Annotated in this window: 17 protein-coding genes; 8 read left to right on the forward strand and 9 right to left on the reverse strand. The window is 71.1% G+C overall.

Annotated elements, in window-relative coordinates; translation table 11 throughout:
* The first annotated feature begins 99 nt into the window (after positions 1 to 99).
* The 4 genes from EF387_RS04245 to EF387_RS04260 all read left to right on the forward strand — a co-directional run bounded on the left by EF387_RS04245 (position 100) and on the right by EF387_RS04260 (position 6465).
* Complete coding sequence (locus tag EF387_RS04245; protein WP_128375111.1) at positions 100 to 2700, forward strand: bifunctional FO biosynthesis protein CofGH; 2601 nt, start codon at positions 100 to 102, stop codon at positions 2698 to 2700.
* 265 nt (positions 2701 to 2965) lie between these two features.
* Positions 2966 to 4219 (forward strand): Clp protease N-terminal domain-containing protein, encoded by a 1254-nt coding sequence (locus EF387_RS04250; protein ID WP_128375112.1) that lies wholly within the window; start codon positions 2966 to 2968, stop codon positions 4217 to 4219.
* Between the two features lie 82 nt (positions 4220 to 4301).
* Positions 4302 to 5807, forward strand: a complete 1506-nt coding sequence (locus tag EF387_RS04255) for a sensor histidine kinase (RefSeq protein ID WP_128375113.1) — start codon at positions 4302 to 4304, stop codon at positions 5805 to 5807.
* A gap of 4 nt (positions 5808 to 5811) precedes the next feature.
* Positions 5812 to 6465 (forward strand): response regulator, encoded by a 654-nt coding sequence (locus EF387_RS04260; RefSeq protein WP_128375114.1) that lies wholly within the window; start codon positions 5812 to 5814, stop codon positions 6463 to 6465.
* A gap of 103 nt (positions 6466 to 6568) precedes the next feature.
* Here the strand turns inward: EF387_RS04260 and EF387_RS04265 are convergent, their stop codons facing one another.
* Entirely contained in the window at positions 6569 to 8020 is a 1452-nt protein-coding gene (locus EF387_RS04265; protein ID WP_128375115.1) for a hypothetical protein, read from the reverse strand.
* 282 nt (positions 8021 to 8302) lie between these two features.
* Here EF387_RS04265 and EF387_RS04270 point away from each other — a divergent pair, with 282 nt between their 5' ends.
* Complete coding sequence (locus EF387_RS04270) at positions 8303 to 9418, forward strand: ADP-ribosylglycohydrolase family protein (RefSeq protein ID WP_128375248.1); 1116 nt, start codon at positions 8303 to 8305, stop codon at positions 9416 to 9418.
* Positions 9419 to 9460: 42 nt separating this feature from the next.
* Here EF387_RS04270 and EF387_RS04275 read toward each other — a convergent pair whose 3' ends face one another.
* The 4 genes from EF387_RS04275 to EF387_RS04290 form a co-directional block, all read right to left on the reverse strand.
* Positions 9461 to 11053: a sodium:solute symporter family protein gene (locus tag EF387_RS04275; protein ID WP_128375116.1), complete on the reverse strand. Its 1593-nt coding sequence runs from the start codon at positions 11051 to 11053 to the stop codon at positions 9461 to 9463.
* 487 nt (positions 11054 to 11540) lie between these two features.
* Positions 11541 to 12326, reverse strand: coding sequence for an SDR family oxidoreductase (locus EF387_RS04280; protein ID WP_128375117.1), 786 nt, complete (start codon positions 12324 to 12326; stop codon positions 11541 to 11543).
* 262 nt (positions 12327 to 12588) lie between these two features.
* The gene (locus EF387_RS04285; RefSeq protein ID WP_128375118.1) at positions 12589 to 15045 is read right to left on the reverse strand and encodes an ABC transporter permease; all 2457 of its coding nucleotides are present in this window, start codon (positions 15043 to 15045) and stop codon (positions 12589 to 12591) included.
* Complete coding sequence (locus tag EF387_RS04290; RefSeq protein WP_128375119.1) at positions 15039 to 15776, reverse strand: ABC transporter ATP-binding protein; 738 nt, start codon at positions 15774 to 15776, stop codon at positions 15039 to 15041. The genes EF387_RS04285 and EF387_RS04290 overlap by 7 nt, the downstream gene beginning before the upstream one ends.
* A 183-nt stretch (positions 15777 to 15959) precedes the next feature.
* Between EF387_RS04290 and EF387_RS04295 the strand changes: the two genes are divergently transcribed.
* Together EF387_RS04295 and EF387_RS04300 are read left to right on the forward strand one after the other, a co-directional pair.
* On the forward strand, positions 15960 to 17258 hold the full coding sequence (locus EF387_RS04295; protein ID WP_202918139.1) for a sensor histidine kinase: 1299 nt from the start codon (positions 15960 to 15962) through the stop codon (positions 17256 to 17258).
* Positions 17258 to 17890 carry a response regulator transcription factor gene (locus tag EF387_RS04300; RefSeq protein ID WP_128375249.1) on the forward strand — a complete coding sequence of 211 codons (633 nt, stop codon included), beginning with the start codon at positions 17258 to 17260 and terminating at the stop codon, positions 17888 to 17890. The genes EF387_RS04295 and EF387_RS04300 overlap by 1 nt, the downstream gene beginning before the upstream one ends.
* Positions 17891 to 18005: 115 nt before the next feature.
* Here EF387_RS04300 and EF387_RS04305 read toward each other — a convergent pair whose 3' ends face one another.
* From EF387_RS04305 to EF387_RS04320, 4 genes are all read right to left on the reverse strand, one after another.
* Positions 18006 to 18863, reverse strand: a complete 858-nt coding sequence (locus tag EF387_RS04305) for a hypothetical protein (protein WP_128375120.1) — start codon at positions 18861 to 18863, stop codon at positions 18006 to 18008.
* 238 nt (positions 18864 to 19101) lie between these two features.
* Positions 19102 to 19311, reverse strand: coding sequence for a DUF397 domain-containing protein (locus tag EF387_RS04310; RefSeq protein ID WP_128375121.1), 210 nt, complete (start codon positions 19309 to 19311; stop codon positions 19102 to 19104).
* 251 nt (positions 19312 to 19562) lie between these two features.
* Positions 19563 to 20420, reverse strand: a complete 858-nt coding sequence (locus tag EF387_RS04315) for a helix-turn-helix domain-containing protein (protein WP_128375122.1) — start codon at positions 20418 to 20420, stop codon at positions 19563 to 19565.
* Between the two features lie 394 nt (positions 20421 to 20814).
* Positions 20815 to 21570, reverse strand: coding sequence for a GOLPH3/VPS74 family protein (locus EF387_RS04320; RefSeq protein ID WP_128375123.1), 756 nt, complete (start codon positions 21568 to 21570; stop codon positions 20815 to 20817).
* Positions 21571 to 21781: 211 nt separating this feature from the next.
* Between EF387_RS04320 and EF387_RS04325 the strand changes: the two genes are divergently transcribed.
* Positions 21782 to 24670, forward strand: a complete 2889-nt coding sequence (locus tag EF387_RS04325) for a D-alanyl-D-alanine carboxypeptidase (protein ID WP_128375124.1) — start codon at positions 21782 to 21784, stop codon at positions 24668 to 24670.
* Positions 24671 to 25486 lie beyond the last annotated feature (816 nt).

Genomic DNA, 25486 nt, shown 5'->3' on the forward strand with positions numbered 1-25486 from the left:
CGTGGTTTCGCTCGTGGCGCGGGTAATGCGGTCTGCGACCCCGGACGGCGAGTCATAGATCACGGTTTTGCCTGATCACCGCACCCGTATGCTCGAAGGATGACGACTTCCGCGACCTCCGGAAACGGCCACACCGGCCCCACCGTGAACTCCATGCGTCGCGCCCTCAAACGCGCCCGTGACGGCGTCGCCCTCGACGTCACGGAGGCGGCGGTGCTCCTCCAGGCCCGCGGTGAGGACCTCGAGGGCCTCGCCGCGTCCGCAGCCCGGGTACGGGACGCGGGCCTGGCGGCGGCGGGCCGTCCCGGCGTCATCACCTACTCAAAGAGCGTCTTCATCCCGCTCACCCGGCTGTGCCGGGACAAGTGCCACTACTGCACCTTCGTCACCGTCCCCGGCAAACTGCGCCGCGCCGGCCACGGGATGTTCATGTCCCCGGACGAAGTCCTCGACATCGCCCGCAAGGGCGCCGCGCTCGGCTGCAAGGAAGCCCTGATCACCCTCGGCGACAAGCCGGAGGACCGCTGGCCCGAGGCCCGCGAATGGCTGGACGCGCACGGCTACGACGACACCATCTCCTACGTGCGGGCCATCTCCGTCCGGATCCTGGAGGAGACCGGGCTGCTGCCCCACCTCAACCCGGGGGTCATGTCCTGGACCGACTTCCAGCGGCTCAAGCCGGTCGCCCCGTCCATGGGCATGATGCTGGAGACCACCGCCACCCGCCTGTGGTCCGAGCCGGGCGGCCCGCACTACGGCTCCCCGGACAAGGAACCCGCTGTCCGGCTGCGGGTGCTGGAGGATGCCGGCCGGTCCTCCGTCCCTTTCACCAGCGGACTCCTCATCGGTATCGGCGAGACCTACGAGGAGCGCGCCGAGTCCCTGTTCGCGCTGCGCCGCATATCCCGTGCCTACCACGGCATCCAGGAGCTGATCATCCAGAACTTCCGCGCCAAGCCGGACACGGCGATGCGCGGGATGCCGGACGCGGAGCTGGACGAGCTCGTCGCCACGGTCGCCGTCGCCCGGCACATCATGGGCCCGGCCGCCTGCCTCCAGGCGCCGCCGAACCTGGTGGACGCCGAGTACGGGCGGCTGATCGGCGCCGGTATCGACGACTGGGGCGGGGTCTCCCCGCTCACCATCGACCACGTCAACCCCGAACGGCCCTGGCCACGGATCGAGCAGCTCGCCGAGCAGTCCCGCGCGTCCGGCTTCGAGCTGCGGGAACGGCTGTGCGTCTACCCGGAGTTCGTGCGGCGCGGCGAGCCGTGGCTGGACCCCCGGCTGCTGCCGCACGTCACCGCGCTGGCCGACCCCGCCACCGGGCTCGCCCGTCCGGACGCGGTGGTCGAGGGCCACCCGTGGCAGGAGCCCGACGAGGCGTTCACTTCGTCCTCGTCCGGCCGTACCGATCTGCACCGCACCATCGACACCGAGGGCCGCACCGGGGACCGGCGGGACGACTTCGACGCCGTCTACGGCGACTGGGAGGCGCTGCGCGAGGCCGCGGCACCCGGCATGGTTCCGGAACGCATCGACACCGACGTACGGCAGGCGCTGCGGCAGGCGGCCGACGACCCGACCCGCCTGACGGACGACGAGGCGCTGGCCCTCCTCCACGCGGACGGCCCGGCGCTCGACGCGCTGACCCGCATCGCGGACGAGGTGCGCCGCTCGGCGGTGGGCGACGAGGTCACGTACATCGTCACCCGCAACATCAACTTCACCAACGTCTGCTACACCGGCTGCCGTTTCTGCGCCTTCGCGCAGCGCCGCACGGACGCCGACGCCTACACCCTCTCCCTGGCGCAGGTCGCCGACCGCGCCCAGCAGGCCTGGGACGTCGGCGCGGTCGAGGTGTGCATGCAGGGCGGCATCCACCCCGACCTCCCGGGCACCGCCTACTTCGACATCGCCAAGGCGGTCAAGGAACGCGTTCCCGGCATGCACGTCCACGCCTTCTCGCCGATGGAGGTGGTCAACGGCGCGACGCGGACGGGTATGTCGATCCGGGAGTGGCTGACGGCGGCGAAGGAGGCCGGCCTCGACACCATCCCGGGCACGGCGGCCGAGATCCTCGACGACGAGGTCCGCTGGGTGCTGACCAAGGGCAAGCTGCCGACGGCGACCTGGATCGAGGTGGTGACGACAGCCCACGAACTGGGCATCCGCTCCTCCTCCACGATGATGTACGGGCACGTGGACCAGCCCCGCCACTGGCTCGGCCACTTCCGCACGCTTTCCCGGATCCAGCAACAGACCGGCGGCTTCACGGAGTTCGTGACCCTGCCGTTCATCCACACCAACGCCCCGGTGTACCTGGCGGGCATCGCCCGCCCCGGCCCGACGCTCCGCGACAACCGCGCGGTCACGGCCATGGCCCGCCTCCTCCTGCACCCGCACATCCCCAACATCCAGACCAGTTGGGTGAAGCTGGGCACGGAAGGCGCGGCGGAGATGCTGCGCTCCGGCGCCAACGACCTGGGCGGCACGCTGATGGAGGAGACCATCTCCCGGATGGCGGGCTCGAGTTACGGCTCGTACAAGTCCGTCAAGGACCTGATCGCGGTGGCGGAGGCGGCAGGTCGCCCGGCGAAACCGCGGACGACGGTCTACGGCGAGGTCCCGGAGGAGCGGCAGCGCGCGGCAGCGTCATCCGACGGGCACCTGCCGGAACTGCTGCCGCTGCTGGACTGAGCCGCCCCGCAACGACAAGCCGACCCCGCGACGACGTCCACGCCTGGCCGGCCACGCCTGGCCGGCCACCGGGGCTTGCCCGGTCGGTCGGCCCGGCGGGGCGTGGGGACGAACGGTTCGGGTGAATCGGCATCAGTTCCCATACCGCCCCCCGAGAGGTCCGCCGATCGGACCGGGAGTCTGGCCGGTCGGCCGACGCGGTGGCAGCAGCGGTACGCCTAGCGTTGTCGGTGACCAGGCCACCGGGCTTTGAGGGGGAACGTTGATGGAACAGCGAGGGACGGCCGGAGCAAACGCCGACGGCACGGACATGGGCGCGACCACGGAGTTCGAGCCGGACGTCGTGAACCTGCTCGTGCTGAGCGTGCGGCGTGCGGTCAAGCGCGAGTTGTCGGTCGTGGGCACCGACACCGTGCTGGGGGAGCTGGTGCTGGGGGACACCGATGCCGGTGAGGCGATCGCCCCGGGGATGCGGAAGGCTGGTTCGCTCAGTGGTCTCATCTCCGGCCGGGCGGGCGTCGACTGGGTCAGTGACGATGAGGGCGTGGCCGTCCAGCCCGGGGAAGCGACTGCGGCTGAGGACGGGGCGGGAGCCGATCGGCACGAGGTCGACGCCGTCTGGCGGGAAGCTGTGTGGCGGTTCGGGCTCGCTGCGCGTGGAGGCGCCCCGGAGGGGGGTCGGAAGCTGCCCGGGATGAGCTCCGCTCTGCGCGCCTGTCTGCTGTCGGCGCTCAAGGCGGCGCGCGCCGAGGGGACCGTGGCCGTGCGCTGCCGGCATGTGGCTCGCGCCCTGCTGGAGGTGCCGGACAGCAGGGCACGGGAAGCTCTGACGCTGGAGAGGCTGGACACCACCGCCGCGGCGTCCGCGCTCGACCGGCTGGACGCCGCCGCACGGGCGGGGACCGACAGGCCGGAGTCCCAGGGCGTCACCATGCTGCGGAAGGCCGGCGTGGTGGGCAAGAGCGGTAACCGTGTCACACGGGGGCTGTACTCGTGGTTGATGGGGAGCACCGCGAACGGCTCGCCGATGGTGTTCGCGGTGTACCTCGAGGCCGCCCGGCAGGCGATACGGTGCGGGCGCGCCGAGGTCGAGCCGGTGGATCTGCTGTTGGGGATCCTGGCCCTGGACCGGGCCCTGGCCGTTGCCGGGAGCCCGCTTCCGCCGGACCTGGCGGGCGTCAACTCGGCCGCGCAGCTGCTGCGCCGGCATGGCGTACGGCAGGATTCCCTCGTCTCCTCGGCTTCCGTCTCTTCGGATTCGGCGCTCCCGTCCGGCTCCGGCAGCGACGAAGTGCCGCGGTCCGCCGCTGCCGAACGGGTGCGGACGGTGGCGCAGCTCTCCGCCGCCGAGCACGGCTCGCCCACGGTCGGTACGGTCCACCTGCTCTCCGCGCTGCTCGACGAGTCGGCGGCGGGCACCGACGCCGGGGACGGCGGCGCGGTCGTACGGCTGCTGGCCGCCCATCAGGTGGACGTGGCCGCACTGCGGGCGGACCTGGGTCTGCGGCCGGTCGGATGACGCCCGGGGCCCACCGTGCGGCGACCGCCGGCCTGGTTACCGTTCCTCCGGAGAGACCCGCCAAGGCGTGGCAAGGGAGATCATGAGTCAGGCACCCGACGACATAGCGCTGTCGCGCTCGCCCTCAGGGCTGAGGCAGACGCTGACCGCTGCGCCACGGCGGCTGCGCCGTGAGGTGGCCGAGGGCTGGGCCGCGGTGCGTGGCGCCGAGCGTCGTACGGTCGTCGTCGAGGCACTCTTCTGCGCCCTGGCAGCAGCCTTCTGTCTGGTGCCGCTGCTGCTGGTGCCTCCGCATCGGCCGGTGTCGGCCGTTGCCGAGGCGTTGTGGGCGGTGCTGCTCGTCCCGGCCCGGCGCGGCCGGCCGGTTGCCGCGGTTGTGGGGTCCGCTCCGCTGGTCGTGGGTGACAACGTGTGGACACTGGCGGTGGTGCCGCTGGTCGTGCTGTCCGCCACCCGGCGGATCGCACCGCCGCGGCGTGCGTGGCGGGTCGTCGGGGTGGCCGGCGCCGGCATCGGTGTGCTGACCGTCGCCCTTGCCCCGGTCCGGTCCGGGGACCTGCTGTCGGCACTGGCCGAGAACGGTGTCTCGGTGGTGCTGCTTCTGCTGCTTCCCGCCCTGGCCGGGACCCTGTTGGGGCAGCGGCGGCCCCTGGTCAGCCTGCTGCGGGAACGCAACACCTATCTGGAGCAGACCCGGGCGCTGACCGCCGCTGCGGCCCGGCTGGAGGAACGGGCCCGGATAGCGGGCGAGATGCACGATCTCCTGGGCCACCGGCTGAGCCTGATCTCGGTGCACGCCGGAGCGCTGGAAGTCACTGTCGGGCGGCAGGCGCCCGCCCTCGTCGAACAGGCCGAGCTGCTGCGCACGACCACCGGTACGGCCATGGAGGAACTCCGCGAGATCCTCAGCGTCCTGCGGCGCGAGGACCTGAAGGACATGACTGACCCGACGGACACGGTTGCCGGGGAGGAGCGAGGAACGCTTACGGACATCACCGCTCTGGTGATGGAATCCCGGCGGACGGGCAGCGCGGTCGAGCTGGACTGGTCCGTCCCCGACACGGCCGAGCTGGGGCTCCGTACGCGTCAGGCGATCCACCGGGTGGTCCGTGAAGGGCTGACGAACGTGCTCAAGCACGCGTCCGGTGCGCCCACGAGAGTGGAGGTCAGGGACTCGGGCAGTGGGATCGAGGTGTCCGTCACCAATGCGCCGCCCCCCGCGGGGGGCCGCTCCCACGGGGGGAGCCACAGCGGGCTGGCCGGATGCCAGGAGCGGATCTCGTTGCTCGGCGGCACGTTCGAGGCGGGCACCCTGACCGACGGTGGATTCCGCATGGCGGCCTGGCTGCCGGTCCGCGGGAACCGCTCCCCGGAGGCCTCCGCTCCGCCGGGGACCTCTGCCGAACCCGTTCCGGACCCAGCCCGCCCTCAGCTCGGCGCCATGCAACAAAGGGGAGCACGAGCCCCACTGCCCGACGAGATCCTGACCTGGCCGCGCGTCCTCGGATCGGGCTGCGTAGCAGTGCTCGTGGTCCTGCCGACGGTGTTCTTCCTCGTCGTGTTGCTGGCGGAGGCGGCTCTAAGATGAGCCGATGATCCGAGTTCTGGTTGCCGACGACGAGGCGCTGATGCGCGTGGGCATCCGGCTGATCCTGGAGAACGCCGAGGACATCAAGGTCGTCGCCGAGGCGGGCGACGGCCGGGAGGCCGCCGCGGCGTGCCGTGCCCAGGACATCGATGTCGCCCTGCTCGACATCCAGATGCCGGTCAGGGACGGAATCGCGGCCGCCGAGGACATCGCCCGTATCTCGCCCCGCACCTGCGTCGTGATGCTGACGGCGTTCGGCGAGGAGGCGCGTGTGACGCGCGCCCTGCGGGCCGGGGCGAGCGGCTTCCTGCTGAAGGACACCGGGCCCACCGAGCTGATCCGCGCCGTGCAGCTCGCCGCGAAGGGCGAACCGGTCCTGGCGCCCAGCATCACCCGGCAACTGCTCGAACGGCACGTACAGTCCGGTCGGGACACCGAGGCCGCGCTGCGCAGGACCGAAGAACTGACCCCGGCCGAACGGGATGTGCTGCGGCTGCTGGGGGCAGGGCTGTCCAACGCCGAGATCGCGGATCGGCTGTATCTCAGTGCCGGCACGGTCAAGGCGCACATCAGCCGGATCCTCACCCGAACCGGCTGCGCCAACCGCGTCCAGGCCGCCGTACTCGCCCACGACGCCGGGCTGCTCGACGACCGTTGAGCGTGCCCCGGATCATGCGGTCCTGCCGAGGAAGCCGCGCATCGCGGGGTGGAAACCCGAAACCCGTCATGTCCCTCCCGCCGGACAGCCCCCACCAAGATCTTCATCGGCCGGCGCGTCCGCGAAGGCGGCGGATGCCGTACGGGGTCGCCGCTGCCAGGGCGAGTACACCCGCCGCCGTCAGGCCCGTCGTCAGACCGAGCCCCAGGGGACCGGCTCCGTCCTCGGCGGCGTCGCCGTTCACCGTGATCAGCGCCACGTTGTCGTCCTCGTCGGGGTCGCGCTGCGCATACGGCTTCTTGAGGACGACGGCCACCCGGCCCGGATCCCCGGAGCCGGTCTCGTCGATGCGGAAACCCAGCGTCTGGACCGCCTCCGCGCCGGGCGGCAGATTCTTGGTCCAGCAGGTGTAGCGCTTCTCGCCCGCACGCCACGGTTGGCACACCCAGGGGTTGTACTCCAACTCGCCGTCCGGGTCCGGTGACGGCTTCTGCGGCGGGATCAGCGTCGTGCCCCCGGGCGGGATGATCTCGTAGCGGAGGTACCTGCTCTCGATGCTTCCGGGGCCGGTGTTGCGCACACCCACGTCGATCCGGACGACATCGCCCGGTTTGCCGCGCAGATCGCCTCCGACCGCCTGGACGTCCACCTTCTGATCCGTTTCGATGCTCACCACGTCGGAGCGCCCGGTGAAGCCCTTGGGCGAGGTCGGGGTCAGGGCCAGCGGGGGACCGCTGCCGCGGACGGTGAACCGGCGCTCGTCGAAGTACGGTCCGGCGTCCTGCCCCGGCGCGAAGAGCTGGGTGTACACCAGGGCTTTGGTCAGCGACTGCCCGCCGCTCACCCGGAAGGGCCCGGTGAACGCGAACGCCCGGCCGGGCTCGATGCGCCTGTCGAAGTAGCAGTACGCGCGGGTCGGGTCCGTCGCGGTGTAGCGGCAGTTGCGGTAGGCGCGGGCGAGCCGGAGACGGGCGTCCGTGGACACCACGATGCCGAAGCCGGTCGCCGCGATCGGTCCGCGGTTGAGGACACCCGTCCAGAGCTCTACGGGTCTGCCCGCCGCGGCGCCCTTGATGGCGATCTTCTTGTCCCACAGCTCCGGGGTGCCCGCGACCATCACCGTCTCGGCCTCGGCCCGTCTGCCGTCGGAGGCGACAGCGGTGAGCCGGAGGGTGCCGCGCGTACCGGGCGCGGCCGCCTTGTCGGCCCCGAAGACCTCCAGGTCGACCAGTCCGTCGCGGAGCCGGCTCGGGCCGAGACGACACGTGATGACGTCACCGCTCCCCTGGGCACAGGACCCCTTCGGGTGCAGGCGGACCTTTCCCCGTACGTCGGAGGCGTCCACGGTGAGGACGACGGACGGGACGGCGACACCGCCGGTGTCGACCGCGAGCGGTATCGCGGCCCGTGTGGGGTCCGACATCTGCGTGTAGTAGACGTCCGGGGCCTCGATGCGCAGGGCACCGTCGTCCCCGGGTGCCGGGGCTGCCGACGCCGCCCCCGACAGGGTGGTCGCCAGGACGGCCGCGAGGGCGGCGGAGACAGCACGACTCATCCGTCGATAATGGGCCCGGCCGGACACCGGGTCGTCACGTTCCCGTCTCGAACCGCTCTCGGCGAACCGCCGTAACGACTGCTCACGGCTGTGCGGGTGTGATGCCCGGCCGACCTGTGGGATACCGTTCCGCGGCTCTCAACCCATCGACTCTGTTCGATTACAGTGCTGGACGGACGACGCCGGTGTGCGCCGGTGTGCGGTGCTGATGGAGGCCGTGGGCGCCGGTGAGCGCCGCGGGTGCGGTAGGTGCCGGACAACGGGCGGGAGGAGGGTGGCGTGGTGGCTGCTGCGGCGAGTGCCGTCTGGGGGCGTGCCGAACAACAGGACTTCCGCAGCCGGGTGCGTGGGACGCTGCTCGGCGCGGCCCTCGGCGACGCGCTAGGCGCACCCCTGAACGGGCTGTCCCTGGAGGCGATCCGGGAGCAGTGCGGTGCCGGGGGGCTCACCGATCTCGCTCCCGCCTACGGCAGGCGCGGTGCCGTCACTCACCTCACCCAGATGACGCTGTTCACCGTCGACGGGCTGATCCGGGCGCAGGTGCGGCGCGACACCGGCGCCTGGCACCCGCCGACCGATCTGCACCGCGCCTACCGCCGCTGGTCGGCCACCCAGACCGACTGGGGTCCCGACGAGCGCCGCAAGGACGACGGGTGGCTGGCCCGCGAGGAGTGGCTGTACGCGCGCCGCGACCCGGACCCGGCCTGTCTGCAGGGGCTCTCCGACGGTGTGATGGGCACTCTGGACGCGCCCAAGAACCCCTGCGAGTCCGGGGGCGAGCCCGTGGTGCGGGCGGCGCCCCTCGGGCTGCTCGTGGGGTGGGAGCCGCAGCTGGTGATGCAGTTGGCCGTGGAGGGGACCGCGCAGACGCACGGGCATCCGACGGCGTACCTCGCGGCGGGGGCGTACGCGGTGATCCTGCACGGGCTGGCGCGCGGGGAGAGTCTGGACGCGGCGGTGCAGCGGGCGCTGGCGATGCTCGGGCAGCGACCGGGGCAGCAGCCCGTCGCGGACGCGCTGCAGCACGCCCTCGGGGCGGTGCGGCAGGGCATGCCCACCGCGTCCCGCGTGCAGGAGCTGGCCGGCGCGGGCACGGCGGAGGGGGCCCTGGCGGTGGCGGTGTACTGCGGGCTGGTGAGCGAGGACGTCCGGCACGGGATGGTGCTCGCGGTCAACCACGGCGGGCCCTCCGCCGCCACGGGAGCCCTGACGGGTGCCCTGCTGGGAGCCCTGCACGGCGAGACGGCCCTGCCGCCCGCCTGGCTGGCGGAGCTGGAGGGCCGGGCGACGGTGCTGCTGCTGGCGGACGACTACGCCATGGAGATGACCCAGGGCCCGGCCCTGCACGGGCCGGGTGCGTCCTCTCCGGGGTGGCTGGCTCGGTATCCGCGAGGGTGAGGGGGGCGAACCGCCCTGCCCGCCCCACCCCCCGGCCTGCCGTCAGTCCTTGACCGAGCTACCGGTTCCGGTCCCCGTTCCGACGGTCCCGCCGTCCACGGTGCCGGCCGGCGACGGGATGGCCGCGGCCATCGCCCCGTCGTCGTCCGTGTTGATCTTCTCGATGATCGCGTCCCGCTCGGGGGTGTCCTCCGGCTTGATCAGGCCGATCAGGATGAACAGGACGAGGGAGATGGCCATCGGCAGGGCGACCTGGTACTCCAGCTTCACATCCGTGCGCTGGGAGAAGTCCAGGTTGTAGTTGATGAAGAAGAACGCCAGCAGACCGGCGCCCCAGCTGGTCAGAGCCGCGGTGGGGCCGGACTTTCGGAACGGTCGCAGCAGACCCAGGATGAACGGGATCGCGATCGGGCCCATCAGGCCGGCGACCCACTTGATGACGACCGTGATGATGTCCTTGAACGTCGGCGAGTTGACCTGTGTCGCCACCGCCATCGACAGACCCAGGAAGACGACCGTCGTCACCCGCCCCGCAATCAGCCCGGTCCGGGTGTTCCACCCCCGCGCCGCCTTCGACAGCACCGGCACCACGTCCCGCGTGAACACGGCGGCGATCGCGTTGGCGTCGGAGGAGCACATGGCCATCGTGTGCGAGAAGAAGCCGACCACGACCAGGCCCAGCAGCCCGTGCGGCAGCAGCTGTTCGGTCATCAGCCCGTACGCGTCGGACCCGTCCGGCTTCTCGGCCTTCACCAGCAGCGGCGACAGCCACATCGGGATGAAGAGGATGATCGGCCAGACGAACCACAACACCGCCGACAGCAGGGCCGAGCGGGAGGCCTCCTTGGCGCTGGGCGTGGCCATGTAGCGCTGGGCCTGGTTCCACATGCCGCCGTTGTACTCGAAGAGCTTGATGAACAGGTACGCGATGAAGAAGACCGTCAGGTAGGGGCCCGCGAACCCGTCCGAGTGCCCGTCCAGCTTCGGCGAGTCCAGCGCCTGCGAGAGACCGCCCTGCTTGGAGATCTCGTTCAGCGCGATGACCAGCATGGCGATACCGGCCAGCAACTGGATGACGAACTGGCCCAGTTCGGTGAGCGCGTCCGCCCACAGGCCGCCGATGGTGCAGTAGATCGCGGTGATGCCACCGGTGATGAGGATGCCCTGGGTGAGGCTGACGCCGGTGAAGACGGTGAGCAGGGTGGCGATCGCGGCCCACTTCGCACCGACGTCCACGATCTTCAGCAGGATGCCGGACCAGGCCAAGGCCTGCTGAGTCGGCACGTTATAACGGTCTTTCAGATACTCGAGGGGCGAGGCCACGTGCAGCCGTGAACGCAGCCGGTTCAGGCGTGGCGCGAACAGCTTGGCGCCGATGAGGATGCCGATGGCGATCGGCAGCGCCCAGGTGACGTAGGACGTGACGCCGTAGGTGTAGGCGATGCCGGCGTAGCCTGTGAACATCACCGCGCTGTAGCCCGACATGTGGTGCGAGATGCCGGAGAGCCACCAGGGCATCTTGCCGCCGGCGGTGAAGAAGTCGCTGACGTTGTCCACGCGCTTGTGGGACCAGATGCCGATCGCCGTCATCACACCGAAGTACGCGATCAGGACGGCCCAGTCGAGACCGTTCATGTGCCCCCTCCAGGGGTCCGCCTTCTGAACCTGCAGATACCGGGCTGCACTTCGCCAGTACGCACATTTGGGCGGCGCCCCCGTGCGGGAGCGGGGGACTTGGGGGATTGAACCGCCGGTCAGACCGGCCGGTCAAGACCTTTCTTGGTCATGGATATGAACACAGATCAGAAGTCAGAACAATTTTACTCGCTCTTGACCATACGTGCGGTTGTCGCGAACGTGGCCACGCGCACACCATGAGCGAGCACTTCGTCAGATGGATACATCCGATGGATCGGGCCGGACGGGATGCGGGTCCCGTACGGCCGGAAAGCGGGGTCGACTGCCTGAGCCTGCCCAGCGGTTCATCGAGGCATCCCTCGGTCACCGAATCGCCGCTCGGTTCACCGCGGCACCCCTCGGTTCATCGAGGCACCCCTCGGTTCGCCGTGTCGCCGCTCGGTTCACCGAGTCGCCCACCCCTCACCCCGCCGCTCGTGCCGGGTCAGCGCATCAGTTCGCCCGCGTTCACCAGCAGCGACTGACCGGTGATCGCCCGGGCCCGGTCGGAGGCCAGGAACACCACGGCGTCCGCCACATCGCGGTCCGTGGCCAGCTCCGGCAGTGCCATCCGGTCGGTGAGGCGCTTGAGGACGTCCTCCTCCGGGACGCCCTCGCTGTGCGCGGTGAACCGTACGTACGCCTCGACCGGCGGTCCCCACATCCAGCCCGGCAGCACGGTGTTGACACGTATCCGCTGCGGGCCGAGTTCGCGTGCCAGCGAGTACATCGCGGAGGTCAGCGCGCCCTTGGACGCGGCGTACGCGGCCTGCTGCACCTGGGTCGGCGCTGCCACCGACGACTGGGTGCCGATGATGACGACGGAGCCGCCGCGTTCCTTGAGGGCGGGCAGGCAGGCACGTGTCATCCGCAGCGTGCCCAGCAGGTTGACGTCCAGGACCGACTGCCAGGTGGCGAAGTCCGCGTCCTCCAGGCCGCCGAAGTAGCTGTCCCAGGCCGCAACATGGATCACCGCGTCGATCCGCCCGAACCGCTCCCACGCGAACTGCGCGAGTGCGTCGCAGTGCCGTTCGTTGGTGATGTCGGTCCCCTTGAACGCCGTGTGCTCGCCGTCCGGGTCGAGCTCGGCGACCGTCTTGGCGAGGTTCGCCTCCGTGCGCGCCCCGAGCACCGCGTTGCCCCCGTCGCGCAGCACCGCCTCGACGACCTGCCGGCCGAGCCCGGCACCGACCCCGGAGACGATGACGGTCTTCCCTGCCAGCAGTGACATCGCGTGCCTCCGGACGGTCGGTTGGGGTGGCGTTGGCGGGTACTTCTGACGGAGCGTCAGAATATGGCTGTCGAGCGGAAGTGGGAAGTGCGGGGACGAGGGCGAGTCCCGGGGATCCGCTGCCGCAAAGATCCACGGTAGCGTCCGCGCGGTCGGTTTTCGCCGACTCCGCACCACCACCCGTCCGTTGAGGACGGGACCGAAGGCCGGTACCGGCCCTGTGCGGTCCGGGGGTGGAACCCGCGGGGCCGAAAACATCGGGTCACTCCCGGACGCCCGCCACACCGACGCCCGTGCGCCGCAGAGCCACCCCGGCCGGGCCCACCGCCGACACCACCGCGACGACCGCGCACGCGCCCAGCACCCAGCCGACCGTCGCCCACGGCACCACGATCGGCGACCACAGTGACAGCGAAGCGAGCGCCCCCCACATGCCGAGCAGGTTGAGCCCCGCCACCAGCAGCCCCAGCACCCCGCCGACCACCACGACCGTCAGAGCCTCGGCGGCGACCACCCGCAGCGCCTGCCAGGTCGTCGCACCGGCCAGCCGCAGCACCGCCAGGTCGCGCACCCGGTCGGAGGTCGCCATCACCAGGGTGTTGGCGAGCGAGATGCCGGTGTGCAGGAGGGCGATGCCGAGGACCAGCATGAAGCCGAGCCGGGTGCTCCCGTTGGTCTCGGGGTAACTGGCCCGGACCCACTCGTCCTTGGTGAGCACCCGCCCGCCGGGAGTCTGCACCGCCTTGCGCAGCGCGGCGGCCACGGCGGTCGCGTTCGCGCCGTCCCCGACTCTGACGTCGATGCGGTCGACGGGTGCGTGCGGCGCGTTGGCCGGGGTGACGTACACGCCGTTGTCGCCGGTGCCGACGGCCATTACCGCGGCGATCCGCAGCGACTTCTTCCTGCCGTCGCCGAGCCACACGTCCACCCGCTGTCCGACGGTGTCCGTCTCCCACTCCTCGTTGACGATGATCGAGTCGTCGTCGAGATCCTCGACCCGGCCGGCCGTCACCGGCAGTCGCACGGTGTCCGCGAGCAGCTTCGGATCCGCGGCGCGGGCGTCGGACCTGATGAGCGCCACCCCCTCCTCGAGGACGTAGACAGCGCTCGACGACGTGGCGGAGACCTCGGCGCCGGGCACCTCGCGCAGACGCCGCACCGTGGCCTCGTCGAAACCCGAATCGCCCGCCGGGGATACGACGAAGTCGGCGGCGGTCTGCTCGCGAACCTCGGTGGCCTTCGCCTCGTTCAGCGTCGCGGTGGCCCCGAGCAGGGAGCCCGCCAGGGCGATCGTGACCAGGACGGGAGCCGCGACGGAGGCGGTGCGGCGGACGCCCGCTGCGGCGTTCTCACGCACCAGCATGCCGCCGGCGCCGGGCAGTTGGGCGGGCAGCCAGGCGATCAGCCGGGTCAGCGGGCGTACCAGGATCGGCGAGAGCAGCGCGACCGCGGTGATCAGCAGCATCGGTCGGCTGGTGTAGGTCTTGCGGTGCAGCAGGTCGCCGGGCTCGGTGACCAGGGCCGGCACCAGCGTCACGGCGGCGGTGAGCAACAACACCCCGCCGAACAGCCCGCGGCCCCACGTCATCGTCCTGCTGTCCACGGACGCCTCGCGCAGCGCCTGGGTGGGCCCGGTCTTCCCGGCCCGCCAGGACGCGGCCACCACCCCGCACAGCGCCACCAGCAGTCCTGTCCAGAAGGCCATGTGGTACGGCCAGTCATAGTCGCCGATGGTGAACCAGCTCGGTGCCAGGCCGCCCTCGACGACCCACTCGGCGAGGTACGGCGCGGCGTAGTCGCCGAGCACACAGCCCGCGGCCGAGGCGAGCACACCGACGAACAGCGCCTCCGCGAGGACCATGCGCCGGATCTGCCCCGGGGTCGCGCCCGCGGTGCGCAGCAGCCCGAACTCCCGGCGCCGCTGGGCGACCGCGAAGGAGAACGTCGAGGCCACCACGAACACCGACACGAAGCCGGTGACGCCGCCCGCAGTCCCGAACATGGCGTTCATCGCGACGAGGGCCTCGCTGTCCCGGTCGGGATCGGCGTCCGCGAGCCGGCGCTCGCTCCCGGTGAGGACGCTGACACCGGAACCGTCGCCCACCGCCTGGCGCACCCTCGTGGCGTCGGCGTCCACGACGAGCTGGGTGCTGAGCGGCGACAGTTGCTCGGCGCGCGCGTCGGTGAAGAAGACGGCGTTCTCGAAGCCGAGGTCGCGCACGACGCCGACCACCGTCACGGTGCCGAAGCCGGTGCGGAGCCGCCGGCCCTCGGCCGTCCGGTCGCCGGTGACGACGACCTCGTCGGCGGCTCGCGGAGCGCGGCCGGCGCTCAGTTCGTACGGTGCGAACGCGGCCGTCGACCACGGGTGGCCGACCAGGTCGCCGGATGCGCCCTCGGCCCGTACCGCGAAGGACCGGTCCTCGGTGACCGCGCCGAGTTCCCGCAGGGCGGCGACGGTCTTCGCCGGTACCGGACGCGGCTGCGCCAGCTTCTTGGTGCGGTCCCCGATGCTGGTGGGCACCCGCAGTGTGTCCGCGCCTTTCACGACGACCGGGGCCGCGGAGAACCGCTCCGGCTTCCGCTCGGGCGCGTCGAACGAGGAGGCGAGGGCCAGGCCCATGACGGCGATCAGGGAGACGCCGAGGGCGAGCGCGACGAAGCTGCCGACGAAGGTGACCCAGCGCGTGCGCAGGGTGCGCAGGGCGACGCTCAGCACGGCACGGCCTCCAGCTTGGTCAGCCGGGCGGCGATGTCACTGGCGGAGGCCCCGATGAGCTCGCCGCCCAGGCGTCCGTCGACCAGGAGGACGACGCGGTCCGCGTAGGAGGCGGCCACCGGGTCGTGGGTCACCATGACGATCGTCTGCCCTTCGGCGTCGACCATGCCGCGGAGCAGCGAGAGCACCTGGCGACCGGTCCCCGAGTCGAGGGCGCCGGTCGGCTCGTCGGCGAAGAGGACCTCGGGGCGGGTGATCAGTGCGCGGGCCAGGGCGACACGCTGCTGTTGTCCGCCGGACATCTCCGAGGGCCGGTGTCCTTCCCGCCCGTCGAGGCCGACCTGCCGCAGCACCTCCCGCACCCGGCTCTTCCCGGGGCGCCGGCCGGCCAGGCGCAGCGGGAGGGCCACGTTCTGCTCGGCGGTCAGCGACGGCAGCAGGTTGAACGCCTGGAACACGAAACCGATGCGCTCCCGGCGCAGCAGGGTCAGCCTTCTCTCGCTCAGCTCGGTCAGCTCGGTGTCGCCGACCGTGACCGAGCCCGAGGTGGGGCGGTCGAGGCCGGCGGAGCACTGCAGCAGGGTCGACTTTCCGGAGCCGGAGGGGCCCATGACGGCCGTGAAGGTGCCTCGGGGGAAGCCCAGCGTGACCCGGTCCAGTGCGGTCACCGGGCCGTCGCCGGACCCGTACTGTCTGCTCACGGAGCGCAGGTGGATCGCGTTGTCACTCATGTGTCCCTGTGTCCTTGTTCGTTGAGGTCGGTGGGTCGGTCGCGGTTGGCGACTCAACGAAATCGCGCGACGGTGCGTCGGCGCAGTGCGGCGGAACGGAGACTTGGGGTAGGGCCAGGCATACCCCCGGACCACCGTCTGGGCGGATGGCGGCGGTTCGAGGGGCCTTCTACGGTGATCCGCATGCGACCTCGGAATGTGTGGCAGGCCTTGTCCGGCCCGGGTTACCTGCTGTCGCCGTGGCCGTGGCGCTCGGTGGCGTATCTGCTGACGGGTGTGGTGACCGGTGTCGCCGTGCTGGTGGGGATCGTGTCCCTGGTGGCCGTCGGCGGCGTCCTGGCGGTGGTGCTGGTCGGTCTGCCGCTGCTCGCGGTCACGGCGCTCGTCGGTCTGCCGGTGGCGTCGGTGGAGCGGTGGCGGCTGCGGCTGGCCGACCGCGACCCGGTGCCGCACGGGCATGGCGTGCCGGCCGAGCCGGGGCTGCGGAGCTGGTTCACCACCCGTGTGGGTGAGCAGGCGACGTGGCAGGAACTCGGCTACGCGATGCTGCTGGCGCTGCTGCTGTGGCCGCTGGAGGCGCTCGTCGTCACCGGGGCCCTGCTGCTGCCGGTGTCGGTGGTCGCCACCCCGCTGCTGATGGCCACCGTCGGCGACGGCCGGGAGGCGAAGGTGCTCAAGCTGTGGCTGGTCACCACCTGGCCGGCCGCGTTCGGTTGCGCCGTACTCGGGTTGCTCCTGCTGGGGCTGGGCTTGTACGTCCTGGGTTTCGCGGCGGGCGCCCGGGCCCGGCTGACTCGCTTCCTGATCATCTCCCGGGAGGGGGACTTGAGGAGGAGGGTCGTCGAACTCACCCGCTCCCGCGTCCGGTTGGTCGACGCCTTCGAGGCCGAGCGGCGCCGCATCGAACGAGACCTGCACGACGGCGCCCAACAGCGGCTGGTGGCCCTGACGATGGCGCTGGGCCTGGCGCGGCTGGACGCCCCGCCCGGACCGCTCGCCGACCAGCTCGCCAAGGCGCACGACGAAGCGGGCAAGGCCCTCGCCGAACTGCGCGAACTCGTCCACGGCATCCACCCCAAGGTGCTCGCGGACTTCGGCCTCGAGGCGGCGGTCGCCGACGCCGCCGACCGCAGCGCGGTGCCGGTGGACGTGGACCTGCGGTTGCCCGGCCGGCTGCCCCAAGCGGTGGAGGCGGCGGCGTACTTCGTGGTCTGTGAGGCCCTCGCCAACGTCGGCAAGCACAGCGGTGCGCGGCGCGCGCGGGTCAGCGGGGGACACGACGGCGGACGGCTGCTGCTGCGGGTACACGACGACGGGTGCGGCGGCGCGGACGCGGAGGGCGGCAGCGGGCTGACCGGACTCGCCGACCGGGTCTCCGTCCTCGATGGCAGACTCTCCCTGTCCAGTCCGCCGGGCGGACCGACCCTGCTGAGTGTGGAGATTCCTTGCGAGTTGAGCGAGGCGGCCGACCGCTCCGCGTAGTGCTGGCCGAGGACAGTGTGCTGCTGCGGGAGGGGCTCATCGGCCTGCTCAACCGCTGCGGGCACGAGGTCGTTGCGGCCGTCGGCGACGCCGGGGCACTGCTCGCCGCGGTCGCCGAGCACGGACCCGACATCGTGGTGACGGACGTGCGGATGCCGCCCGGTTTCCAGGACGAGGGCCTGCACGCGGCGGTGCGGCTGCGCGAACAGCGGCCGACGTTGCCGGTGTTGGTGCTGAGCCAGTACGTGCAGCGCGCCTACGCGGCCGAGTTGCTGGACTCGGGGGACGGAACCGGGGTCGGCTACCTGCTCAAGGACCGGGTCGGCCAGGTGGAGGAGTTCGTCGACGCGCTCGGCGAGGTCGCGGACGGCGGCACCGTCGTCGACCCCGAAGTCGTACGGCAGTTGTTGCGCCGGCGCCGCGATCCGCTGGAGCGGCTCACCCCGAGGGAACGGGAGGTGCTGGCCCTGGTCGCGGAGGGCAGGTCGAACGGGGCGATCGCCCGGGCCCTGGTGGTCTCGGACGCGGCCGTCGGCAAGCACATCGGCAGCATCCTCACCAAGCTGGACCTGCCCCCGGCGGACGAAACCCACCGCCGGGTGCTGGCCGTGCTCGCCTATCTGCGGGCGTGACCGTGCGGACCCGCCGGACGTGGCCGGTGTCGCCGTGTCCGACGGGCTCGACAGGCACGACGTGCACGACAGGCATGGCGGGCACGACAGGCACGGCGGTACGGTGCACCGCGTTTCAACGCAGTTCGTCCACGTAGCGGTCCGTTCCCGGGACGGTGGGGATGAAGGGCGCGACGAGGGTGACCTCGCCGAGGCCGGAGGCGGTGACCGCGGTGTCCAGGTCCGTGAACCGGTCGTCCCAGACGTCACGGGGGTCGCTCTGGAGGAACCACAGCAACGTCAGCCGGGTCCCCACCCCCTCGACCTGCTTGACGTAGGACATCCGGTCCAGGGGGAGGGGCGTCGGCGCGAACACGGTCACCATGGCGGCGGCCGAGTCCGCCAGCCGCTTCGGCAGGTGGTCCTCGCACAACCAGGTGAGCAGAGGCGCCAGTTTTTCAGGGGAGTCCGTGTCGACGACCTCGACGACGAGCCCGGCATAGGGGTGGTCGAGGGCGTGCACATCACGCGGGCCGTGGGCGCCGTCACGGTAGACGGTCGCCAGGTGGTCCTGGAAGGCCGTGAAGACGTGCGTGCGGTCCTGGAAGACCCGGTGGTCGCGGTTCAGCCGTTTGTTGATGCCGACGGTCCAGCGCATGTGGTCGGCGTAGCGGCCGGCGGTGATCCAGTACGTCGAGATATAGCAGCCCGCGGTCACCGGTACGGCGACGGCGGACTTCTCGGGGTAGCGCAGCAGTTGCAGATCCCGTGTGGCGACCCAGCGGCGGCCCGCGTACATCCAGGGCATCGCCATCGCGCCGGCTATGTAGTGGTCGTCCTCGTACCAGCGGTTGTACTCCCGCTCCCGGCCCGGGTGGGGCTCGACCATGGTGATGAGGGCGTGCCCGAGGTCGGCTCCGTAGGGGCCGACGGCTGCGAGTTCCGCGTAGAGGGAACTGCGCGTTTCATCCGTGTGCGCCGCGTCGTCTGTCATGCGTCCGGTCTAGCTGACATAGCGTCAGATGTGGAGAACCGTGCGCGGACGAAGTGGCGTTGAGGATTCGTCGGAGGGGTGGCGGGAGTTGGGCGGGCGGTTGGTGGGAGTCGGGCGGAGGGGCGGGAGTCGGTCCGGCCGGTTGCCCGGCGGCAGACCGAACCCTCTCGGCTGAGACGGCGGTCAGTCGAGAGGGCTCATCGGTGGTGCTTATGAAGTTGTCGAGACGGTAGAGGCATCAGTCGAGGTCGAAGGACCCTCGGCTCACCTCTGCCACGAACGCGTTCCACGAGTCGGCGGGGAAGGCCAGTACCGGGCCGTCCTGCACCTTCGAGTCACGCACGGCCAGGCTCCGCACGAGGGGGGACCTGACCTCGACACACGCGCCGTTGCCCGTGGAATACGAGGACTTGGTCCAGGTATCCGTGGCGCCTTGCTGAATTGCCATGTTCGCTCCGGGGGGCTCTGTTGTGAGTTGCTGTCACCGCACTGCGGCATTCGCGCAGGAACGCACAGCGTGGTTTGCGCCAACGTTGTTCTTGGATGGCGTGATCGACGCTACTCGCCAACATCGGTGGACGAGATGGCTATTCACTCGACTGGGTGGCATATACCGCATGAGTCTTCCACTGGGGCGTGCAGGCGTGTATAGTGCAGCGGCTCACGTTGCGGATGGGCCTCAGGCGGTCCCCAACTGCCTCAGCGGGCGTATTCCTTCGCGATTTCCCCGATGAACTGCCGCGACTGCTCCACGTTCAACGCCTGCGCCCGCAAGTGCTCGTACATGACGCTGTACTTCTGCACGTCGTTGGCCTTCTCCAGATAGAGGTCGCTGGTGACGCCCTCGATGTAGACCACGCTGGAATCGGCCGCGTCCGGGAACTCCAGGATCGCGTACTGGCCGTTGAGCCCCGGATGCGCGCCCATGTCGAACGGGATCACCTGCACGGTGACATGCGGCAGTTGGGACTGCTCGACCAGGAACTCCAGCTGCTCACGCATCAGATGGCGGCTGCCGACGGCCCGGCGCAGCGCCGCCTCGTCGAGCACGGACCACAGCCGCAGCGGGTTGTCCGGCGCGGAGATTCGTTCCTGCCTGCGCATGCGGACCTGGACGCGTTTGTCGATGTCAGCCGCGGCGGTCTCCGGCAGTGCGCCGGCGATCAGCGCCTCGGCGTAGGGCCGGGTCTGCAGCAGGCCGGGGACGACCTGCGGGTCGTAGGCGCGCAGACTGGCCGCGTCGGTCTCGAGGCCGATGTAGACGCTGTACGGGATGTCGCCGAAGGAGTGCCACCAGCCCTGCTGACGCGAGTCCTTGGCCATCTGCATCAGCGAGTCGACGATCCGGTGGTCCTCGACCTCGTAGACCCCGCACAGATCGCGGACGTCGCGCTGGCTGATGCTGCGCCGCCCGTTCTCCAGACGGCTGATCTTCGACTGCGACACCAGCAGGCGCTCGGCGACCTCCTCGGCCGTCATGCCCTTGAGCTCACGGAGCCGACGGAGCTCCTGACCCAGGCGGCGTCGCCTGACGGTGGGATTGACGTTGGACGCCACAGGACGTGCACCTCCGGCTGCGAGCCTCGACTTTGCGTATCTGCTGCCGAGCAGATTGCCACCATGGTGCTTCTTACCGCTGGGAAACACCGGATATGCGGCGGATACGCGTCAGTTGAAGCCGTGCGCCCCCGAAAATGCCGACGCGCACGTGCCCGCACGTGCTGGCGCGCTGCTGACGCGCACGGCGCCGTACATGCGGCGGCGCGGGGCGGTGGGCCGTGTCGCCGCCCGTTCGGTACGGACGGACGTACAGCTCATCGCCCCGCGCGGCCGGCGGCTCCCGAACCGGTCTGGGGACTGTGGTGCGGCGTCCTGCTGTGCGTTACGGACCCGGTGCTGCTCCGTCGTGCTCGGTGCTGTCCGGGGTGGTGCCGTGCCGTGGACCCGCGGCTCAGTGGGCCACGGCGCGGGCCATGGACCCGCGACGCGGTTGCATCGGAACGCCCCGTGCGGGTTCCGGTGCGGGCCTGCCCCCGGGGGCGGCCTGACGGCCGGCCGGGGCCGGGCTGCGGCGCGGCTGAGCCGCCACGCCGTTCTGGACGTCCATCACGGCGTGCGCCACGAGGCCGCCCATGGGGTCGTGCCGGATCAGATCCCTGAGGCGGGAGCGGGAGGACCGCCCCTCGTTCCCGGGATACAGATGCTTGCCGAGACCGACCGCGTGGGCCAGCGCGGCGAGCGCGGCCGTCCGCGGGTCCGGCGGAACACCGGTGCGGATGGCGCTGTCCAGCCGGGTTCTGATCTCCCGGCTGATCTCCGTGTCCGTCGCCTGATAGCGCGTCGTCGGCAGTACCCCGCACATCTGGCCCGCCACGGCATGCACCATGCCGCACCGCTCCAGGTGCGAGAGATACGTCTGGCGCAGCCCCAGCCGGGGCCCGCCGATCCAATGGACCGCCCGCACCGGAGCGCCACGCCTTCGCAGCAACTCCAACGCGCAGTCCAATGTCGGATCTCCAGTCGGCCGTGGCACGACCACGGCGATACGATCCCCGTCTGGGGCTATCCGTCCGGCCAGCGCCAGCTCCACTAGCTGTGCTCCGGCCAGACCGAGGTCGAGCGACTGCGGCTGTGCAGTGGTACCCGTGGCCGGGTCCAATGCCAGCAGCAGAAGCTCCTCCGGAATTGTTCTGCGGCTCCTGCCCATCCATGCCTCCCCGCGTGGATGAATGACAGGGTGACCCCTCTCACATTGGTCTGTCGAGGGTGCGTGACCGCTTCGTAGTGGAACCGGTAGGTATGTCGTTCTCGTCTACCGCAGGGGTCAATCCCACACACAGGACACTGGTACATGGTTCGGACAGTGAGTCCGGCGGGTTTTTTCGGTTGTGGCGTTGCGGCGCACGGAGGAGGCATCGGTGGCGGGCGAGTCCCCCGACAGGTCGAAGCAGCATGAGCCGTCGGCTGAGCCGACGCGGGGAAACGCCTCCGCGGTTCCCGCTCATTCCGATCCGCGCCTCGCCGTGGCCCGCGAGAGCGTGGCCGCGGCGGCACGGGTGGATCAGGCGACGGCGGTCTTCTCCACGCGGGCACTGGTGTCCGCCGACGACGAATCCGACCCCGAGGCTGCGTCCGACTCCGTGTCCGACACCGACCCCGGGGCCGCCCCGGCCTCCGCCCGCTTCGCGGCCAAGCTCCCGACGGAGGGCGACGCACGCCTGCGCGCGGCTGTGGCGGCCTGGGTGGCCTCCGCGGACGACGCGGAGGGCGCGGAGGCCACGGAGGGCGTCGGCGGCTCGGACGGCCCGCAGACCGCCGATGAGGCGGAGAGCGCCGACGAGGCGGAGGCCGTGACGGAGCCGGAGGGTTCCGAGGGCCTGGGGGAGCCGGAGAACGCCGGGGAGCCGGAGGACGCCGGGGAGCCGGAAGGCGCTGTGGAGCCGGAAGACGCGGCGGAAGCGGATGAAGCCGAAGAGCCGGATGAACCGGACCATTCGGAGGATCTGGACGACGCGGGTGACGTGGATGTCGCGGGCGCCGTGGACGACGCCGAGGAAGACGCCGAGGAGTCGGCGAACGCGGAGGCGCGCCCCGTCGGCGAGTCCGACGAATCCGGTGAACCCGGCGACTCCGACGGCTCCGGCGAGTCCGGCGAGTCCGACGAATCCGTTGGCTCCGGCGAGTCGGATGAGTCCGGTGAAGCCGACGGTCTCGCCGAATCGGATGAGTCCGAAAAGACGGATGAACCGGCCGAAATGGGCGAATCCGGCGAGGTGGTCGACTCCGGCGCGTCGGAGGATGCCGTAACCGATCCTCGTACGACCGAGAGCTCCGACCTCTCCAAGGAAGAAGACGACACCGACGCCGAGTCGGGCGGGCGATCGGACGCCGAGTCGGACTCGGACGGAGGACCGGACGCCGAGTCGGACTCGGACGGAGGACCGGACGCCGAGTCGGACTCGGACGGAGGACCGGACGCCGAGTCGGACTCGGACGGAGGACCGGACGCCGAGTCGGGCGGAGAGCCGGACGTCGAGCCGGAGGCGGACGCGGAGGCGGAAGGGGAGACGGAAGGGGAGACGGACGGCGAGTCCGGCCCCGAGGACAAGCCGGTCGATCAACCCACCGCGGTCTTCAAGACCCCGCGGCGTGTCGTCGATCAGCCCACCACCATGCTCAAGCTGGGCGACGCCAAGTCCGAGCCGGACGACAAGCCGGCCGGCAAGGCTTCGGGCGAGGCCCCGGCCGAAGACGGGGGTGGGGGCGAGGGCGAGGAAACGCCCAAGAGCGAGGACAAGGACAAGGGCGAGGCAAAGGGCAAGGGTGACGAAAAGCCCAAGGTCGAGTCCGATTCGGAGCGGACCAGCAAGTTCGTCGCGCTGAAGTCGCTCGACGAGCCGCAGACCCGGCCGAAGCCCCCCGCCCAGGTCCAGAACACCCCGCCCCCCGCCGCTCCGCGCGCCTCCTCCACCCAGACCACCGCCATTCCGCAGGTGGGCCCCGAGCGCACCGCCCAGCAGCCGCTGCCCCCCAAGCCCCCGCTGGACCTGCTCGCGGAGCTGACCAACACCCCGGAGACACCCGTACGCACGCTCGTGCGTCGGGTCAAGATCTGGACCCCGCTGGTCATCCTGCTCGCGGTGATCTTTGCGACCGTACAGGCCCTGCGCCCGCTGCCCACTCCGTCCCTGACGCTGACGGCCGCCGGAACGCACGCCTTCAAGGGCGACAAGGTCCAGCTCCCGTGGCCCGGTGAGGGCCAGGGCTGGCTGGACGTCAACGGCATCGGCACGATGGACAACTTCGGCGAGCAGAAGCCGGTCGCCATCGGCTCGGTGGCCAAGGCCATGACGGCGTATCTGATCCTGAAGGACCACCCGATGAAGCCGGGCGAGGGTGGCGCGAAGATCGAGGTGGACGCCAAGGCCGAGGCCGAGGGCAAGCTCGACGAGAAGGAGAAGGAGTCCACGCTCAACACGGTGAAGGAGGGCGACGTGCTGACGGAGAAGGACGCCATCGCCGCCATCATGATCCCCTCCGCCAACAACATCGCCCGCCTGCTGGCCCGTTGGGACGCCGGTTCCGAGGCCGCGTTCGTCAAGAAGATGAACGCCGCCGCCAAGGAACTCGGCATGAAGAACACCAAGTACACCGACCCCTCCGGGCTGATGGAGACGACCGTCTCCACCGCCGAGGACCAGGTGAAGCTGGGCAACGAGCTGGTGAACATGCCCGCCCTGACGGACATCACCAAGCTGCCGAGCTGGGTCGACCCGTCGGGCACGAAGTGGCGCAACTGGAACCAGCTCGTTCCGTACAACGGCGCCATCGGCATCAAGACCGGCACCACCACCAAGGCGGGCGGCAACCTGCTCTTCGCCGCCACCAAGGACGTCGGCGGCGAGACGGTGACCGTCGTCGGCGCCATCCTCGGCCAGCACGAGGCGCCGATCATCGACACCGTCATCCGGGTGAGCAAGGACGCGATGATCGCCGCGCGGGACGTGCTGACCTCGGAGAAGATCCTCTCGAAGGGCGATGTCGTCGGTTACGTGGACAACGGGCTCGGCGGGCGCACGCCCGTGGTGGTCACCAAGGACGTCTCGGCTGTGGGCTGGGCCGGACAGACCGTCAAGCTGACGCTCGCCGACGGCGGCGAGACGATTCCGCAATCGGCCGCGGCGGGAACCAAGGTGGGTGTTTTGGACGTCGGAGATGGTACGGGGGACGCGGTCGAGGTGCCCGTCGCCCTGAAGTCCGAAATGACCGAACCCGGCTTCGGCGCCAAGCTGACCCGGGTGAGCTGACAGAAGGAGCGTCCCCGGGCCGGCGCCTGACCAGCGCGGCCCGGTTCAGCGGGCCCGGTGCATGGACCGGCACCGGGCCGGTAAGAGGCAGTAAGAGGAACAGCGCCGGACCACGCAGCCAGCAGCCGCACCCCGTCGGCGGAGCCCCAACCGGGCGCTCCTCGGCGGGGTGCGTGCTAGCGTCGCGAGATCGGGGCAGGTCGGGAGCCGCGAGCCCCGGCCGAGTACGACACGGGGAGTGCCAGCACAGTGGCCACTGCGGAGCCGACGCACGCCGACGACGCCGATGCGGGACGGGGACCGGGACGATCCTCGGGGCGGGGCCCGCGAATACGGCTGCCCGAACGCACCACGGAGACACCCGGGCAGTCCACCACGAGACCCGGTCCGGCCCGCCCGGACCCGAAGCCCACCACCAGGGCTTCCCACCGCACGTCCGACCACGCCGGCGCGCCCCACCCCCAGCACCACAACGCCAAGCCCGCCGTCGCCCCGGGCCACGACAACGACCCCGCGCCCACTCCGGACGGCGAGGGAGAACCCGCCCCCGCCGCGGACCTCGAAGGCTCCACGGTGCCCAAGGAGCCCGCGAAACCCACGGCCCGAACTGCAACGGCCGACGCGCCCGCGACACCGAAAGGCCCCGAACCACCGGAAGGCCCCGCGGCACCAGGTGAACCGGCAGCACCGGAAGGCCCCGCGGCACCGGTAGGCACTGCGGCGCTGGAAGGTCCCCCGGCAGCGGAAGAACCGGCAACACCGGCAACACCGGCAACACCGGCAACACCGGAAGAACCGGAAGGACCGGCAGCACCG

Origin of the sequence: Streptomyces cavernae (assembly GCF_004023625.1) — a bacterium.
GTDB classification, from domain to species: Bacteria; Actinomycetota; Actinomycetes; order Streptomycetales; family Streptomycetaceae; genus Streptomyces; species Streptomyces cavernae.